A 16,395-nucleotide genomic window follows, 5' to 3' on the forward strand; every position below is an offset into this window, starting at 1 on the left:
GCCTGCGCTGATCAGATTAAGAAGGTCAGAACCAAATTCACATTCGATATCAATCAGGAGACCGTAGTATCATGAGAAGAAATAGTTCGCTTGCCCTTGCCGCACTGGCAGTCTGCCTCTTCGGAACGGGCGTGAGCGCCGCGCGCGCAGACGTGCTCGATGACATCTCGAAGGCCAAGGAGATCCGTATCGCAACCGATCTCGCCATCCCGCCATCGGGAATGATGGACGCGAGCATGAAGCCTATCGGGTCGGACGTCGAAACCGCGCAATTGCTCGCGAAGGACTGGGGAATGAAGCTCGATTTCGTGCAGACAACAGGCGCGACTCGCATTCCGAATCTGCAGACCGGCAAGGCGGACATCGCCATCTCGACCCTGTCGGTGACGCCTGAACGAGCCAAGGTTATCGACTTTTCGAAACCGTACGCGGTGCTGGAGTCCGTCGTCGGCGGACGCACAGACGTGCCGGTTCATAGCATCGACGATCTGAAGGGCAGAACCGTCTGTGTCACGCGGGGCACGACCCAGGACGTCGAATTGACGCAGATCTCAAGGGACAAAGGCTTCCAGGTGGCCCGGTACGACGACGATGCGACGGACGTGACCGCGGCGGTGAGCGGTCAGTGTGACCTCATTGCCACGTCGCTCACAATCGTCAACCAGATCACGAAGAAGACCCCCGACCGTCCTTTCGAGAAGAAGGTCGTACTGCATGTGTTCGATCTTGCAATCGGCGTGAAGAAAGGGGAGCCGCAGTTGCTTGCCAGGCTCAACGAATGGATTGCCGTCAATTTGAAGAACGGCAAGCTCAACGCGATTTACAAGAAGTATCACGGTAACGATCTTCCTCCTCAAATGCGTTAAGCAGGTGCCGTCAGCAGTTGGCGCGCGCGTGGCACGCCATGGAGTTCAATATCACAACAAGGAGCATGGGATGCGCATCGTAATCGGTTCGGATCACGCGGGATGGTCGTTGAAATCCGCGGTGATCGGCCATATCAATTCACTTGGGCACGAGGTGAGCGACGTCGGTGGATTTAGCGATACACCGGTCGATTTTCCGGATATTGCGCAACTGTTGACCAGGGAAATCCTGGCGGGGCGCGCTGATCGCGGAATCATGGTGTGTGGCACCGGTGTCGGCGCATCGATTGCCGCGAACAAGATCCGGGGCATCCGCGCGGCCGTTTGCCACGATGTGCACTCGGCGCATCAATCTGTCGAGCACGATGACGTCAATGTTATGTGTCTGGGTGCGCAAATCGTCGGCGCATGGCTCGCAACCGACCTGATCGATGCGTTTCTCGCTGCTGAATTTTCGACGGACGAAGATTTTCGCCGCCGTGTGGAAAAGCTCAATGCCCTCGAGCAAAGCCTGCATGGCTGAACCCGGAGAGAAAGCATGAAGCGAGGTCACGTTGTCGTGCTCGGTAGCGTCAATACCGATCTCGTCCTGCGTTGTGCTGCATTGCCCGTTGGCGGACAAACCGTGAATGGCTCGGACTTTCGTCGGCTGCCAGGCGGAAAGGGCGCCAATCAAGCCGTGGCGGCCGTGCGCTTCATTGGCGCGGTTGGTTCGGACGAGTCCGGTCGTGATGCGCGTGCCAACCTCAGCGCCGAAGGAATCGATATCCGGCATTTGAAGGAGGTGAGTGGCGTAGCAACAGGGACCGCCATGATTCTCGTCGATGATTCAAGCGGGCAGAATTGCATCGCGCTGTATGAAGGCGCCAATGCGCATGTCGATATCGAACTTGTCGACTGCGCCGCTGCTGATATCGAGTCGGCAGCGCTTCTCGTGTGTCAGCTCGAGACGCCTCAGGCAGCAACGCTTCATGCTGCACGAATCGCGCGCGACGCGGGTGTGACAGTCTTGCTGAATCCGGCACCGGCCGTGCCGCTCGATACGGAACTGCTCGAACTCGTCGACGTGCTGGTTCCAAACGAAAGTGAGGCAATGGTACTGGCAGGTCAGACGGCGTCCGATTCTTTCGATCCCGATCGGGTGCTCGATGCGCTGCATATGACGGGCGTGCGTGCCGCACTGGTCACGCTGGGCGCACAGGGCGTGCTGTACAGCGATGGCGTTGCACAGCTTCGATGTCAGGCGTATGCCGCACATGCGGTCGACACTTCGGGCGCGGGCGATGCGTTCATTGGCGCGTTCGGTGCGGCGCTTGTCTCAGGCAAACCACTCGAACGTGCGATTGACTTTGCACAGCGCGCGGCATCGATCAGTGTGACTCGGCATGGTGCGATGGCATCGCTGCCTTATAAGTATGAAATCGACTAACGTTCCTTCGGGCTGTGATGCAAAGAGATCGCTGTGCGGTGATCCTTTCAGACTTTGACCGGACCCGTACCGGTGGAAGCGTCGCAGTGGTTATCGCGTGAGCCCGTCAGCTCTCTGCCCCACGTGTGAACACCTGTGTCGCATGCCGAGTTGCGCGGCGCATGATGAGCCATAGGCATGCATTCGCCATGCACGTAATACGGTTCTGATTGATGGTCGAGGTCCATCGCTGTACGGCTACTGCACCACGAGGTGGACACGAACGTCTTGATGGCTCTCCACGGGCTTGCCGTTCTCGGTGGCGGGGAAGAAACGCCAGTTGTGCAGTGAGGCGAGTAGCAACTGGTTCAGACGCGGCTGTTGGGTCGGCTGCAGGAGTTCGACGTCGACGGAGCCGTCCGGGTGAATCGTGAAGCGCGCAAGCGCAATGGCGTGATACGCGGCTTCGCGCAAGTCGTCTGGGATTTCCGGCAGTGGCTGCGTGATTGCGTGCGCGCCAATATGGCCACTGCCGCTGGCGGCGAGTTCGGTCGCGCCCGATGAACGATTGGCTGCGCTGGCCGAAGGCATGGGCGCTGCCGGCGCCGCCGAAGGCGCGGCGGCCGCCGGAGATGGCACAGCGGAAGGTGCCGCAACGGGCGAGGGTCCAACGGGCGACGGTGCAACGGGCGACGCCACACGCGCGGCAGCAGGTCGCGCCGCCCCCAACGCAGGCGCGGCCGCGTGCTGGGACGTTGCGTGATGCACAGGGGGCGGTGTTTCGGGCGCAACCTTCACCGGCGCGGCCTGCGCCAGCGTGCTTGTGGGCGGCGGCGTGGGCTCTATTTCAACGAGTTGCGCGTCGAGATTCGGAGGCGACGGCGGAGTGATCTCAGGCGTCGTCAGCATTCCGCCGACCAGCACGAGCGCCACGCACCACAACCCGAACGCGACGGCCGCCGCAACGGCGATGCGCGTCTTCGGTTCGTCCAGCCAGACCGTGTGGCTGCGGCGGCCAACGTTACTCATGGTGCACGGCGATCAGGAAGTGGTGCACGCCGGCTTTCCGTGCTTCGAGCATCGCCTTGACGACCACGCCGTGCGACGCGGCGTCGTCGGCGGCAACCACCAGGTTGCCGTCCGGTTTCAGCAACGGCCGCAGTTCGCCCGCTAGCGCCGCGAGCGGCACCTGCTGGCGGTTGACGAAGATAGCATTGGCGCGCGTGACGGTGAGGGTTAGAGGCGTGTCCAGATTGAGCCGTTGCGCCTGGCCGCCCGGCAAGTCGATTTTTATCGAATCGACTCGTTGCATCGAAAGTGATGCGAGCATGAACGTCGCGAGCAAAAAGAACATCACGTCGATCATCGGGATGATCTCGATCCTCCCGCGCCGAGCCTGTCTTGAACGTTTCAGTTTCACGTGCGCGGTCCTTGCGCATGCTCACGGGCGAGCCGCAACTGCGCCGGCCCTTCTGCGCGCTCCCGGTCGAGCCGGCGTTGCGCCGCTTCTTCCGGAACTTCCTGGTCGAGTCGGATCTGCCCGATCAGCCGTGTGCCGACCCGCTCGAAGTGATCGAGCAGCTCGCCGACCCGCCGGGAAAAATAGTTGAACGCGAACAGCGCGACAAGCGCGATCAGCAGGCCGATCGCGGTCGCGATCAGCGCTTGCGCGACACCGCCCGTTACACCGGTCGGGTTCACCACGCCCTGGCCGCCGATCAGCTTGAACGAGTGCATCATGCCGATGATCGTACCAAGCAGTCCCAGCAGAGGTGCGGCCGTGACGATGGTTTCGAGCAGCCACAGCCCCCGGTTCAGCGCGCGCTCGATATGCTGCGCGGCGGTCTCGGCACGTGACTCGATCCACCAGATCGGCGCATGGCCGCCGTCGAGAATCGGTGCGGCGAAGCTGCGCAGCGCATGGCGCTCGGGCAGCGCCGCGATCTGTGAGCGTGTCTGCGCGAAATCGACGACGGGGGCCTCGATCAGTTGGTCAATGCGGGCTGGAATTCGCGCGAACCGGTGCAGCGAATAAGCCTTGTCGAGGATGATCGCAAGGCCGGCCACCGCGAGGACGGTCAACGGGTAGATGACCCATCCGCCCAGGCGCACAGCGAGAAACAGTTCGGAAAAATCGTTCATGGTGTCGTGGCTTCCTGCTCACGCGGCGGGACGCCGCGCGGGTGGCTTAAAAGTATTTCGTGATGCCTGCGTAGAAAGCGCGGGTCGGTGCGAACTGCGGGGCGCCGACGCCAATTCCAGAACCGTCGCGCAATTCATAGGCACGATTGAGCAGATTGACCACGACCAGCCGTCCATCGAAGTTGCCGACAAGGGGCGCCTGGAAGTGGTGGATGACCGCGAGGTTGATATTCACGTAGAACGGCACATGGTCCGTGTTCGCAAAGCCGCTGCGCAGACCGCTGCCGAAGGTGGTATCCGCGCTGTAGGTCGTGCGCGCAAACGTGTAGGCGACTCCCGCCGAACCTGTGATCAACTGGTCGTGGTCGAGATTGACGGGGTGGCTTTCGATGTACGCAAGTTCATCGGGTGAGAAATTGAACTGGCCCGAGACGATGTTTTCGCCGGTCGCGCGGCTGAGCGCCAGGTTCGCGTACGCGGAAAAATGCTCGTCCTTATAGTTGGCGGTGAGTTCGACGCCGTAATCGTGGCCGGTCTGATAGTTGAATGGTGTGTTGATCAGGGCGGTGCCGAACTGCCCTTCGTCGAGCAGATCGGTCGCCTTCTTGTAGTACGCATCCACGCCCACCGTCACGGCGGAGGTGACGCGCTGGGTGACGCCGACATCGAAGTAATGGCTTCGCTCGGGTTGCACCGGCGAATTTTGCGGACTCGCGGCCTGGTTTGTCGTGTTGTTGAACTGCGCCACCGTGGTCGGCGCGATCAGTTCGAGCGGGGGAGGCGTGAAGTACCGCGCGTAACCTGCATGCAGCGCGGTGCTCGGCGTTGCCTTGTAGACCACTCCGATACGCGGGCTCAACTGGCTGGCATCGACGACTTCGCTCATTTTGTCGTAGCGCAGCCCGTAATTGATGATGAGCTTGTCGTTCACCTTCCACTCGTCTTGCACATAGACGCCGAAGAGCCTGCCGATCGTCGTGCTCGCGCTGTTGATCGTGAAGGGCTGGTCGGAGGACTGTGCGCCATCGACAGTGGGGAACACCGAGACGCTGTCGTTGGCGACCGCGCGGTCCTGTTCGAAATACACGCCGGCGCGCAGCGTGTGTGAACTGTTCAGCCGGTAGGTGGTATCGCCCTGCAGCCCATTGGCCCAATTGCTACGGAAGTCTTGCGAAGCGACGCCGTTAAAGAGCAGATCGCCAATCGGATCGGGGTTGAACTGCGTGCGCGTATAGCGCGTGAAGTACGCGATCTGATAGTCGAGCTTGTCGCCGTTCGTCCCCTGCAACGAGACGGTCGCGAAGTTGTTGAGTTCACTCTGGGTTTCGTTGAGGGCCGCGGAATCGAAATTAGTCCGGCCGTTGAGTACGAATTGAGTCGGTTGCCCTGGTGTATTCGGGATTTCGAACTGGTTGCTCGCGGTGCCAAAGACGACGCTGACCCGGGTAAGCGGATTGATCAGGTACGACATGTAGCCGAATGCATTGCCTTGCCGGGTGTGGTCGTGCAGCGGCGAGCCGTTCGAGGTCGGCGCTTCGATGCCGAGATCGTTGACGCCGGCCGAACCGCTGAAGAAGTAACTCAGCGCACCCTCGGTGCCGTACACGTCGCCGCTTGTCTGCGCGGTGCCGTGGCTGCCGCCGTACACGCCTAGCGTGCCGCCGTTGCCCGCTTCGCCCGACTTGGTCTGGATGTCGACGATGCCAGCGGTTCGCAACCCGTATTGCGCGGGAAGTGCGCCGGTGAGCAGGTCCACCTGTTCGATGATGCGCGTATCGAACGACTGGCCAAAACCGGAGATCGGTTCCGGAATCATGATGCCGTTGATCCGGTATTGCAGGTTCGCGTGTTCGCCCCGCACGTGGACCATGCCATATGAATCCTGCGCGACGCCGGGCGCTTGCAGCAGGACCTGGTTGAGCGGCGTCGCTTCGCCTTGCGGCATGTTGTGGATGTCCGCGCTGGTGATGCGGTACACGCTGCTGCCGGTTTCCGGCGACAGTCCGTTGCGCGCCTGGTCCAGACGCTGGGCAGTGACCCGCACGTCGATCGCGTCGCTTTCTGCGAGCGCGACGGTAACGGAACTTGCCGTTCCCGGGCTGGTGGTGGCGATGCTGCTTCCGCTAGCAAATCCCGTCGCGGTGACAACGATCGCATAGGTTCCCGGCGCGACGTCCTGCACGGAGAAGTGCCCGCCTGCATCGGTTTTTGTTGTCCCTGCCGACGCCCCGGTGGCGGTTTGAAGGACCACATTGGCGCCCGCTACGGGCTTGCCGAGACTATCCGTGACGAGGCCGCCTACCGAGGCGTCGCCCGGCGCGGCATCGACATGGCCCGCTAGCGCTTGCGCGAAAAGCAGCAGCGCAGCGTGAGAGAAAAGTGTGCGACGTTTCATCGATCTCACTGTCGTTATTGAATAGGTTGCATCGCACTACGCGGATAATCCCGCGCGCAATCGCGCTCAGTTGTCCTTGTCGAAGCGATACAGCAATGCGACGCAGCTTCTTACGCCACCGCTGCCCGGGCTGAGGAACTTCTGCGCGGAGAATGTGAAATGCGCTACAGCGAGTAATGTTATAACATTACTTATCAAAAATAAAATAGCTCGACGTTTTTTCGATCGCGACCGCACCAGGAAAGGTACGAAAGGTCATCCAGCGCCCAAGCAGGATTCCCACAACCTTGATTTCCGTTGCCTGTTCGCCGCCGTCTGCGCCAAGTCGACCGCGTTCGCGGCTGTCGTCGTTACCGTGTGCGTTGGTCTCGAGTCGGCAGCCAGGCCAATGTGCGCCTTCTCCCGAAGTACCGCTGATTGCCTTTCCTGGTCTGATGCATTTCCCGATGGCGTTCGGCCTGAGCGTTCCTGGTCGAACTGCACGCGTGAATGATCGGGCCTTTCTGCGGATGATGTGCTTCGATTACCTCGCGCAGCCGATCCCATGGCGCCACTTGCCGCATCTCCGTCGGAAAGATCTCTCGGCACATGTCGATGCGGCACGATTGGCGAGATATCGCCAATGGCGATATGCTGAACGACCCGCGCGCAGTCCCGTTGTTGTCACGCCGACAGGTGTCTCATGGATGCTTTCACCAAGGAACCGCTGCATGCCGCACTGAATCTGATGGCAGCGCACTCCTGGTATGCGAATCAGTCCGGTGCCCTCACGTTCGTGAGCGAACGATGCGCGGATTACCTGGGCCTTGCGAGTGACGATCCCCTTCGATGCGGAATCGAAACTGGCGCGGCGTGGGACTCCCACATCGCGTGGCTGCATCCAGACGATCAGGACGAGGCACGCAATGTCTGGTCAAAGTGCGTCGGATCGCGCTCTGCCGGTGAGGTGACTTTTCGGGTACGTAACGCCGAAGGGGGATACCGCTGGTTCCACTGTCACGCCGAACCCCTTCTGGCTAAGGATGGAACGCTCCAGGGTTGGATCGGCATCAATTTCGACGTTGAAGAACGCAAGCAAGCCGAGTTTTATCTCGCGGAAGGCGAGCGGCTCGGGCGGTCGGGTAGCTGGGCATTCAACGCCGGCCGCTTCGAATACTGGTCCGGCGGGCTGTTTCAGATCCACGGCCTCAAGGCGGCCGACAAAGCGCCGAGCATTTCAGAATACCTTGCGCTCGTGCACCCGGAAGATCGGGACTTCATGTCGCAAGCGATTCAAAAGATGCTCGCGGACCATGAGGCCTTCGACTTTACGAAACGGATCGTATGGCCCGACGGAACGACGCATCATATCCGTTGCGTCGGCACGCCCGTGAGCGACGGAGGGATTTTCCGGCGCTTCGTCGGGATCGGAATGGATGTAACGGAGCAGGAGCGTTTGACTCGGGCGCTGCGCGAGCGCGAAGAAGAGTTCCAACAGATATTGGATCTCACGCCGCAACTCATAGCGGTATTGGGGCCCCGACGCGAACGCCTTTATGCGAACCGCACGGCGCTTGCTTATCTCGGCGGAAGTCTCGACGAATGGAGGCAGCGCGACACCAGCTCCGAAGTTCAACCGGACGATCTCGACCGGCACAACGCGCTTGCCGAGCGTGCGTTGTCGGGCGGCTCCGCTTACGAGATGGAAGTGCGGATACGCAATAGCGACGGGATCTATCGCTGGCTTCTGGCCCGTTACAACCCGCTGCGCGACGATCAGGGACGAATCATCCGCTGGTATGTTGCATGTACCGATATTGACGACCGCAAGCGCGACGAGGAGAGGCTGCAACAAGAAAACGTCGCGCTTCGTCAGGAGATCGATAAGGTCTCGATGTTCGAAGAGATCGTGGGGACCTCGCCCGCGCTGACCGCCGTGCTGTCACGCGTAGCCAAGGTTGCAGCCAGCGATTCGACCGTTCTGATCACCGGGGAGACTGGGACCGGAAAGGAACTGATCGCCCGTGCGATTCACCGGCGATCACGTCGCGCTTCAAGGGCATTTGTTGCGGTGAACTGCGCCGCCATCCCTCGCGAACTGATTGCCTCGGAACTTTTCGGGCATGAGAAGGGAGCCTTCACGGGCGCCACGCAACGGCGCCTCGGCCGCTTCGAGCTCGCCGACGGCGGGACGATATTTCTCGATGAGGTCGGAGAACTGTTGCCCGCCATGCAGGCTGCGCTGCTGAGGATGTTGCAGGAACGGGAGTTCGAACGCGTCGGCGGGCGGGAGGTGATCCGTGTCGACGTTCACGTCATTGCCGCGACGAATCGCGACCTGGAGGAAGCAGTCGCCGCCGGAACCTTCCGCCAGGACCTCTTCTATCGTCTGGCCGTCTTCCCCGTCGAGATGCCCCCGCTGCGCGAACGCGCAGACGACATTCCGCTGCTCGCCGCATACTTCATCGATCGCTATGCGCACAAAATGGGCAAGTCGTACAGGCACGTCAACAAAGGAACGCTCGATCGGCTGAAGGCCTATCCGTGGCCGGGAAATGTGCGTGAACTGCAAAACGTGATCGAGCGGTCGATGATCATCTGCGATTCCGATGAATTCATGATCGACGAGAGCTGGCTGTCGGCGAGCCCTGCGCGCGATAGCCGGGTTGTCTTTCCAGCGACGCTCGCCGCTCACGAGAAGACGATCATCGAGGAGGCGCTACGCGCCTGCGGTGGACGGGTCTTCGGACCCGCAGGCGCGGCGATGCGGCTCGGCATTCCTCGCTCGACGCTCGAATCGAAAATCCGTGCGCTGCGAATCGACAAGAGCCGTTTTCGGCCGCGATCAGCGAAAAGTTAGTCGGCCGGCTGTTGTACGGAAATTCGCCATTGGCGAAATATCGCCACTGCGTCGCCTTGAAACACACTTTAGATTCAACTACTTGCTATTGGCTTGGTAATTGCCCCATCCATCATCGCAGCCCCTGCTGTTAGACGCGGCACGGGCAGCGCCGATGATCGCGAGGCGTTGACTCGCGTCATTGTGCTTCGTCCGGACCGTAAGTCCTTGAGGAGACGCGATGAGAGCCATCACGCAACACTACATCGACGGTGCGTTCGTCGAGTCCCATGGCCGCGAAGTCATGCAGAGCATCAATCCGACCAGCAAAAAGGTGATCGGCAGCGTGCTGCTGGGCGACGAGGAGGATGCGCGGCGCGCGATCGCCGCCGCGAAGCGTGCCTTCCCCGCTTACGCCCGGACGACGAAGAAAGAGCGCGCGGACATCCTGCGCCGGATGCACGAAGTCGTTGCCGCGCGCATCGACGATCTGACGGCGGCGATGGTCGAGGAATACGGCGGCGTGTCGCACTTCTCGAGGCTCATCGTGGAATCGGGCGTCGAATCGTTCCTCCACGCCGAAAAGGCGCTCCAGCAGATGCAGCTCGTGCGGAGCTGGGACAAGACGACGGTGACCCTCGAGCCCGTCGGCGTGGCCGGTCTGATTACGGCCTGGAATGCGAACACACTGTTCATCTGCCTCAAGCTCGCCTCCGCAATCGCGGGCGGTTGCACGGTGGTCGTGAAGCCCAGTGAGTTAAGCCCGCTGCAGACGCAGGTCCTGCTCGAATGTTTGCACGAGGCGCGCTTGCCCCCGGGTATCTACAACGTCGTCACGGGCCGCGGCGACGTGGTCGGCGCTGAACTCGTGCGGAACCCCGACGTGGCGAAGATCTCGTTCACGGGTTCGGGGGCGGTCGGCGAGCAGATCCTGCGCAACGGCGCGGCAACGATGAAACGTGTCACGCTGGAGCTCGGGGGCAAGTCGCCCAACATCCTGCTCGACGACGCCGACCTCGACCGGGCGATTCCGCTAGCCCTCGGCATCGCGTTTCTGAACAGCGGACAGGCCTGCGCGGCCGGGACGCGGCTCCTCGTGCCGAAGAGCCGTCTCGACGCGATCAGGCGCGCGATCGTGGACGCGATAGCCGCCTTCGTGGTCGGCGACCCGGCCGATCCCAAGGTTGCCGTCGGCCCCATGGTGACGGAGACGCAATACGAGCGTGTGCAGTCCCACATCCGCAAGGGCATCGCGGAAGGCGCGCAAGTCCTCGTGGGCGGGGTGGGTCATCCGCCCGGTCTGGAGCTCGGCAACTTCGTCAGGCCGACGGTGTTCGTGGACGTGAGGAACGATATGACCATCGCGCAGGAGGAAATTTTTGGTCCGGTGCTCTGTGTGATCCCCTATGAAACGGAAGAGGAGGCGATCCGGATCGCCAACGATTCGAAGTATGGTCTTCATGCCTTCGTGAGCGGGGCCGACGTCGAGCGAGCGCGCCGCGTGGCGTCGCAGATCCGTGCCGGGCGCGTTGTGATCAACGGCATGCGGGACGATCCCCAGGCGCCTTGGGGCGGATTCAAGCACTCGGGCGTGGGCCGCGAATACGGTACTTTCGGTATCGAGGCATTTCTTGAACCGCGGGCGATTCTTGAGTGACCGGTCTCGCCGGCTCGAAACGTGCAGTAAGCAGATCAACTCATGACCCCGCCGGAAGACGCCGCGACAGAGTTGAATCCGGCAGTGTCATGCGTCACTCATCATTAGCCAGGAGAACGGCATCATGTCCAGTCAGAAGTGGTTCATTACCGGTGCGTCCGGCGGTCTGGGGCTCACCCTTACGGAAAAGGTGCTGGCCCACGGGCATCCTGTGGTTGCAGCGGTGCGCCGTGTCGAGGCGATGCAGGCGCTGAAGCAGGCTTATCCGGATCTGCTCGAAGTGGAATCGGTCGACTTGACCGACCGCGCACAGGTTCAGGCCGCCGCGGCGCGCTATCCCGATGTCGAGGTCGTCGTCAACAACGCGGGGGGAGCCGTTATCGGCGCGATGGAGGAAATGAGCGAGGCCGATATCGAACAGCAGATCGCGCTGAATCTGCTGGCGCCGATTCACGTCACGCGTGCCTTCCTCGGTGCGCTGCGCGCAAAGAAACGCGGCACGTTCATCCATGTCAGCAGCGTCGGCGGACGTGCCGCCTTCCCGGGAGGCTCCCTGTACCACGCCGCCAAGTTCGGACTTGAAGGCTTTGCCGAAGCGGTGAGCCAGGAGGTTGCCGAGTTCGGCATCAAGACCATCATCATCGAGCCGGGCTCTATCAAGACGGGTTTCGTGTCCAATATCCGCTGGACCACAGAACTCGGTGAATACAAGGACAGCGCGGTCGGCAAGCTGCGTCGCTGGATCGAGGAAAGCGGCGACGCAAATGCTTCGGGCGATCCCGTGAAAATGGCCGACGTGATCTATACGGTCAGCCAGATGCCGGAACCGCCGCTGCGCACCGTCCTCGGCGGGGATGCCTATGCGTTGCTGGAAGCCGGTTACGCCGGGAGTCTGGCCGCACTGCAGGCGCAAAAGGACATCGCCGGGTCGGTGATGTTCGAGGGGAAAACAGGCTTTGTTCCCGAGTGAGCGTTGCCGCCGTGTTCGCCGCAAATGCAGCGTACCTCGCTGCCGGTCGTAGCTGGACCGGGATCATCGTGATCGGCTGGAGTGCGCTGCAAGCGTGTGTAATCTGCGACTCAATCTCTTCATCACGCCGCATCTGGAAAGGCTCTCTAGCTGGTGACCCCATCTCTGAGCGTAAATCTGACTATCCGATTTTGTCAGGATGCTGCGACAGGCGAGCGGCTCTTCATGGCCGGAGAGCCGCCGCTATCGGGCCCGTCGGACTGCGCTCACCCGCATCCGGCCGAATCCGGGAATAACCGACGCATCCCCACGGTCTTGCAGGTAGGACAGACACGAAATGGGGTGATCAAATGAACATCGTCGACATGGCCCGTGCATCGGGATTGGCCGTCATCCTCGACGGCAGAATCGGGCGCGAGGAATACCAGAGCGTATGCGGTTCGGTATCGGCATTACAGCGATTCGCCGAAGCGGTATGTCAGGGCGCGGCGAGTCAGCGCGAGTCTGCTGCGCCGCGGTCGCCGGCGGCCGATCTGTCTGGACGGTTACGCCGCAGGTTGATTGGAGGTGTGGGAATATCCGGCGGCCGTGCGGTGTTTGCGCGTCGCGTGTCGCACAACGCTCGCCGGACGCTGGCATGACGGTGCAGATGCAAGCCGTTCTGCGTCGGCTGCAACTCGGGTCGGGCGTGGTGTTGCTGGTCTATCTCTTTCTCCATCTGATCAATCACGCGCTCGGGATCTGGTCACTCGAACTTGCCGGACGCGGCCTCGTTTTAGCGCTGTGGCTGTGGCGTAGCGCACCTGGAACGATCGCGTTGTACGGTGCGGCTGCGCTCCATTTTGCGCTGGCCGTGCGCACGATATACGGGCGCCGTCACTGGAGCCTACCGCTAGCCGAATGGGTCCGCCTGTGGGCAGGACTCAGCCTGCCGCTGCTGCTGATCCGCCATGCAGTGACGACCCGGCTCGCGTCCTCGCTCTATGGCTTCGAGCCTGACTATGAGCGCGTCGTTATCCTCCTGCTAACGAGTGGTACGCAGGGTTTGCAGCTTGCGCTGCTCGCGCCCGGATGGATACACGGATGCCTCGGACTATGGTTTCGATTGCGTCATTTCCCGTGGGCGCGCCGCATGAAGCCCGCGCTGTTGACATCGGTCGTTCTCTTGCCGTTGCTGTCGGCGGCAGGCTTTATCCGGATGATGCGAGCTGTCGAGGCGAAGAGCGTAGTGCTTGCGGCCCCCGATCCAAAACTGGTTGCGCATCAGCTCGCCCTGAATGTCTGGCGTCACGATCTCGTGACCTTGTACTTGTCTTTGATCGTTAGCGCGTTTGTCGCAGGCCAATTGCGCAACGGGCTTGAACGCCGAAGACTGCGCAAGAGTTCGCTGAGTTCGTGACACGGCCAGGACCCTGTGCGAGATAGCCGCTGTTTTGCCGTAAGGATGTATTCGACTACGCCCGCTGCCTTCTATCCAGAGATCGGGAATATCCGACGAGAAATCCCAGTCTTCCTGATGCGCGTCGCACAACACTCACAAGCTGACCCAACAGTCCGGAGTGAATGCATGCGCGCGAATACAGTCTCAGGTTAAAAGGAGTGCAGAATGAAATCGGAATCGATGAATCAGTATGTGGTTTCCCCACTACGGAGTTTGGTGATCGTTGGCGTGATGTCGATGGCGAGCTTCGCGAGCGTTGAAGCGCAAACCGTGTCGGAGCCTGCGGCCCATCAACTCACCCGTGCGGAAGTCACGCATGAACTCGAAGAACTGGAGGCGGCGGGATACAACCCATCGCAGGGTGATGATGGTTCGTATCCCGCCGATCTTCAGGCCGCGGAAGCAAAGGTGGCCGCTAGACATCGAGCGGAAAGAGACGCGGCGATGAGCGCGGGAAAGAGCGGGCCGTCGATGCCCATGCCTTGAGGGGAGGGCCGGAGTCGGAGCGAACTCGTGTCGATGCACCTTCGTACGCTGACCGAACATCACTCGAGCCGATCAACTGGCAGCGCGATCCTTTGCCGGCGAGGGGACATGGAAAGGGCATATCCCGACCCCTCTCCGGCCATTGGAGCGAGCGCGACGCGAACCGCGGCTTCTGCCAGGTACAACGGTCCTTGCCGGCTGGCGCGCGGGCGGTCGGACAACTTGCTTCGACCAGGACTGCGAATCCGCCTCGAACGCGTTGCTTTGACCCATGAGGCCTTCCTCAAAATCGCCTGCTGCATCATTTGCTGGCGACGGTTGAAAGACTCATTTTGTTAGCGCTTCCTGGATGGAACCTGCGGACGACGCCTCGTCTTGCGCCTGACCGTGCGTGCGCGTACGCACGAATGCCCCGGCCAACGCGGAGGCCATTACCGCCGCCATGGCCCCCAGCAGGAACGCCAGGTGGTAGCCGCTATTGAGCGCAGTAGCGGCATCGGCACCCGCAGCGGCCAGGCCATCGGTGCGCGCTGCGGCCAGGCTCGCCAGGATGGCCAGGCCCAGTGCGCCGCCCATCATGAACGACGTGTTGACCACACCCGAGGCCAGGCCCGACTCATCCGGCGCTACATCGCTCATCGCGGCCAGCAACACCGGGTTGAAGGCCACTCCCGCCCCCAGGCCCATCAGCACCATGCCCGGTAGCACGTTCAGCAAGAAGCTGCCTTCGGCCGGCGCACGCGCAAACAGCACCAGCCCGACTGCCGCCGCCAGCAAACCCAGCGAGAGCGGCGCGCGAATCCCGAAGCGCATCACCAGCCTGGCCGACAGCCTCAGCGAAAACACCGCCATGATGATGTTGGCCGGCAGGAACGCCAGCCCCACCTGCATTGCGCTGTACTTCAACAAGCGCTGCATGTAAAGCGCCGAGATGAAGAACCACGCGAACAGCGCAGCCGCCCACAGCACGCCCACCACGTTGGCCGTGGCCACGTTGCGCAGCGCGAACATGTGCAGCGGCATGAGCGGGTGCGACACGCGCGATTCGATGACGAGGAACGCGATCATGAGCGCGATGGCAATACCCAGTTGGGCAAGCGTTTGCGCAGACGTCCAACCGGCTTCGTTGCCGTGCACGATGGCGTACACCGCCAGCATCAGCGATGCGGTAACGGTGATGGCGCCCGCCACATCCATCCTGGCGCGATCTGCCAGCGGCTTGCCCGCCGGCAGCAGCGCCACACATCCGGCACACACCGCCACACCGATCGGCAGGTTGACCAGGAAGATCCAGTGCCAGCTCAATGCGCTGGTCAGCAGCCCGCCCAGCAGCACGCCGATGCTGCCGCCGCCCCCGCCCACGAACCCGTAGATGCCCATTGCCTTCGCGCGGTCCGCCGGCGCGGTGAACAGGTTCATGATGAGTGACAGCGACACGGCCGACACCACTGCACCGCCCAGCCCCTGAACGGCGCGCGCCGTGATTAGCAGCCCTTGCGAATTCGCCAGCCCGCAGGCCGCCGAGGCCAGCGTAAATATCGTGATACCCAGCAGGAACAACCGCCGATGGCCAAACAGGTCGCCCAGCCGCCCGCTCAGCAGCAGGAAGCCGCCAAAGGTGAGCATATAGGCGTTGATCACCCACACGAGCGAGGTTTCGGTAAAGCCCAGGTCCGCCCGGATGGAGGGCAGTGCGACATTCACGATGGTCGTGTCCAGCACGATCATCAGCACGCCCATGCAGAGTACGATGAGGGCAAGCCAGCGTTTGCGGTCGTCGATGCCATGCGTCATGGAACTGCTCCTGTCGGATGCCGGCAGTTCAAGACTGCACAGCGGATTCGGGATTGGCGAAGCCGGTTGCAAAAGCCTTGCCGCACATCGCGTTCGTATAGTCAATTGCGTGCCGCACGCGAGCGTTGCCGGCGTGCGTAGCGGCATAGCCGAGGATGGCGCCACGGCAATGACGTTCGGTATAAGAGACGGTTTCCACAAGATCCCGAAGGGACTGCTGACTTCACCGTCATACTGCTAACCTTAGTCGCGTCGATGCAGACGGAATCAGGCAGATGTGCAAGTCGATCTTTGACGATAAGCGGTCGATGGCTGATCGCACCGTTGTTGCCCGGGTCCACTCGCATGAGTCATTCGAGCATCGTCAGCTTGACCGCGCGGTCTTCAGCGCCTTGCTCCACCCCAGCAGGTCGTCGAT

14 protein-coding genes and 1 pseudogene are annotated in these 16,395 nt (G+C 61.8%); 10 read left to right on the forward strand and 5 right to left on the reverse strand.

The genetic code is table 11. From position 1 onward, the window contains the following. Nucleotides 1-71: 71 nt before the first annotated feature. The 3 genes from FVF58_RS29335 (at nucleotide 72) to rbsK (ending at nucleotide 2,295) form a co-directional block, all read left to right on the forward strand. Nucleotides 72-866 carry a transporter substrate-binding domain-containing protein gene (locus FVF58_RS29335; protein ID WP_149673277.1) on the forward strand — a complete coding sequence of 265 codons (795 nt, stop codon included), beginning with the start codon at nucleotides 72-74 and terminating at the stop codon, nucleotides 864-866. A 70-nt stretch (nucleotides 867-936) separates the two neighbouring features. Continuing rightward, complete coding sequence (rpiB, locus tag FVF58_RS29340; RefSeq protein WP_149673278.1) at nucleotides 937-1,389, forward strand: ribose 5-phosphate isomerase B; 453 nt, start codon at nucleotides 937-939, stop codon at nucleotides 1,387-1,389. A gap of 15 nt (nucleotides 1,390-1,404) precedes the next feature. After that, the gene (rbsK, locus tag FVF58_RS29345) at nucleotides 1,405-2,295 is read left to right on the forward strand and encodes a ribokinase (RefSeq protein ID WP_149673279.1); all 891 of its coding nucleotides are present in this window, start codon (nucleotides 1,405-1,407) and stop codon (nucleotides 2,293-2,295) included. A 237-nt stretch (nucleotides 2,296-2,532) separates the two neighbouring features. On the opposite strand, the gene FVF58_RS29350 is transcribed toward rbsK, so the two are convergent. Genes FVF58_RS29350 through FVF58_RS29365 form a run of 4 tightly spaced genes read right to left on the reverse strand, consistent with a single transcriptional unit; the run spans nucleotide 2,533 to nucleotide 6,811 of the window. After that, entirely contained in the window at nucleotides 2,533-3,303 is a 771-nt protein-coding gene (locus tag FVF58_RS29350; RefSeq protein ID WP_246217230.1) for an energy transducer TonB, read from the reverse strand. After that, a complete protein-coding gene (locus FVF58_RS29355; protein WP_149673280.1) occupies nucleotides 3,296-3,694 on the reverse strand; it encodes an ExbD/TolR family protein in 399 nt (132 codons plus the stop codon). Before FVF58_RS29355 ends, FVF58_RS29350 begins: the two co-directional genes overlap by 8 nt. After that, nucleotides 3,691-4,416, reverse strand: a complete 726-nt coding sequence (locus tag FVF58_RS29360; protein ID WP_149673281.1) for a MotA/TolQ/ExbB proton channel family protein — start codon at nucleotides 4,414-4,416, stop codon at nucleotides 3,691-3,693. Before FVF58_RS29360 ends, FVF58_RS29355 begins: the two co-directional genes overlap by 4 nt. Nucleotides 4,417-4,462: 46 nt before the next feature. Continuing rightward, nucleotides 4,463-6,811 (reverse strand): TonB-dependent receptor, encoded by a 2,349-nt coding sequence (locus FVF58_RS29365; RefSeq protein ID WP_149673282.1) that lies wholly within the window; start codon nucleotides 6,809-6,811, stop codon nucleotides 4,463-4,465. A gap of 682 nt (nucleotides 6,812-7,493) precedes the next feature. Between FVF58_RS29365 and FVF58_RS29370 the strand changes: the two genes are divergently transcribed. From FVF58_RS29370 to FVF58_RS29400, 7 genes and pseudogenes are all read left to right on the forward strand, one after another. After that, entirely contained in the window at nucleotides 7,494-9,650 is a 2,157-nt protein-coding gene (locus FVF58_RS29370) for a sigma 54-interacting transcriptional regulator (protein WP_149673283.1), read from the forward strand. A 220-nt stretch (nucleotides 9,651-9,870) separates the two neighbouring features. Then, nucleotides 9,871-11,286 carry an aldehyde dehydrogenase family protein gene (locus FVF58_RS29375; protein ID WP_149673284.1) on the forward strand — a complete coding sequence of 472 codons (1,416 nt, stop codon included), beginning with the start codon at nucleotides 9,871-9,873 and terminating at the stop codon, nucleotides 11,284-11,286. Nucleotides 11,287-11,410: 124 nt separating this feature from the next. Next, entirely contained in the window at nucleotides 11,411-12,256 is an 846-nt protein-coding gene (locus FVF58_RS29380; RefSeq protein ID WP_149673285.1) for an SDR family NAD(P)-dependent oxidoreductase, read from the forward strand. A gap of 350 nt (nucleotides 12,257-12,606) precedes the next feature. Continuing rightward, nucleotides 12,607-12,897: a hypothetical protein gene (locus FVF58_RS29385; RefSeq protein ID WP_149673286.1), complete on the forward strand. Its 291-nt coding sequence runs from the start codon at nucleotides 12,607-12,609 to the stop codon at nucleotides 12,895-12,897. Beyond that, nucleotides 12,894-13,655, forward strand: coding sequence for a hypothetical protein (locus FVF58_RS29390; RefSeq protein WP_149673287.1), 762 nt, complete (start codon nucleotides 12,894-12,896; stop codon nucleotides 13,653-13,655). Before FVF58_RS29385 ends, FVF58_RS29390 begins: the two co-directional genes overlap by 4 nt. A gap of 207 nt (nucleotides 13,656-13,862) precedes the next feature. Then, nucleotides 13,863-14,183: a DUF4148 domain-containing protein gene (locus tag FVF58_RS29395; RefSeq protein ID WP_149673288.1), complete on the forward strand. Its 321-nt coding sequence runs from the start codon at nucleotides 13,863-13,865 to the stop codon at nucleotides 14,181-14,183. Nucleotides 14,184-14,420: 237 nt separating this feature from the next. After that, nucleotides 14,421-14,522 (forward strand): annotated as a pseudogene (locus FVF58_RS29400) (IS5/IS1182 family transposase); the annotation flags it as partial. Here the strand turns inward: FVF58_RS29400 and FVF58_RS29405 are convergent. Then, nucleotides 14,511-15,977 carry a DHA2 family efflux MFS transporter permease subunit gene (locus tag FVF58_RS29405; protein ID WP_149673289.1) on the reverse strand — a complete coding sequence of 489 codons (1,467 nt, stop codon included), beginning with the start codon at nucleotides 15,975-15,977 and terminating at the stop codon, nucleotides 14,511-14,513. The pseudogene FVF58_RS29400 and the gene FVF58_RS29405 sit on opposite strands and share 12 nt — an antisense overlap. Nucleotides 15,978-16,395 lie beyond the last annotated feature (418 nt).

This window comes from Paraburkholderia panacisoli (assembly GCF_008369935.1).
Classification (GTDB): Bacteria; Pseudomonadota; Gammaproteobacteria; order Burkholderiales; family Burkholderiaceae; genus Paraburkholderia; species Paraburkholderia panacisoli.

What these genes read in the sequence shown, in the direction of transcription:
- FVF58_RS29335 (WP_149673277.1), top strand. Translation starts at nt 72, where the DNA reads ATGAGAAGAAATAGTTCGCTTGCCCTTGCCGCACTGGCAGTCTGCCTC.
- rpiB (WP_149673278.1), top strand. Translation starts at nt 937, where the DNA reads ATGCGCATCGTAATCGGTTCGGATCACGCGGGATGGTCGTTGAAATCC.
- rbsK (WP_149673279.1), top strand. Translation starts at nt 1,405, where the DNA reads ATGAAGCGAGGTCACGTTGTCGTGCTCGGTAGCGTCAATACCGATCTC.
- FVF58_RS29350 (WP_246217230.1), bottom strand. Translation starts at nt 3,303, where the DNA reads ATGAGTAACGTTGGCCGCCGCAGCCACACGGTCTGGCTGGACGAACCG.
- FVF58_RS29360 (WP_149673281.1), bottom strand. Translation starts at nt 4,416, where the DNA reads ATGAACGATTTTTCCGAACTGTTTCTCGCTGTGCGCCTGGGCGGATGG.
- FVF58_RS29365 (WP_149673282.1), bottom strand. Translation starts at nt 6,811, where the DNA reads ATGAAACGTCGCACACTTTTCTCTCACGCTGCGCTGCTGCTTTTCGCG.
- FVF58_RS29370 (WP_149673283.1), top strand. Translation starts at nt 7,494, where the DNA reads ATGGATGCTTTCACCAAGGAACCGCTGCATGCCGCACTGAATCTGATG.
- FVF58_RS29375 (WP_149673284.1), top strand. Translation starts at nt 9,871, where the DNA reads ATGAGAGCCATCACGCAACACTACATCGACGGTGCGTTCGTCGAGTCC.
- FVF58_RS29380 (WP_149673285.1), top strand. Translation starts at nt 11,411, where the DNA reads ATGTCCAGTCAGAAGTGGTTCATTACCGGTGCGTCCGGCGGTCTGGGG.
- FVF58_RS29385 (WP_149673286.1), top strand. Translation starts at nt 12,607, where the DNA reads ATGAACATCGTCGACATGGCCCGTGCATCGGGATTGGCCGTCATCCTC.
- FVF58_RS29390 (WP_149673287.1), top strand. Translation starts at nt 12,894, where the DNA reads ATGACGGTGCAGATGCAAGCCGTTCTGCGTCGGCTGCAACTCGGGTCG.
- FVF58_RS29395 (WP_149673288.1), top strand. Translation starts at nt 13,863, where the DNA reads ATGAAATCGGAATCGATGAATCAGTATGTGGTTTCCCCACTACGGAGT.
- FVF58_RS29405 (WP_149673289.1), bottom strand. Translation starts at nt 15,977, where the DNA reads ATGACGCATGGCATCGACGACCGCAAACGCTGGCTTGCCCTCATCGTA.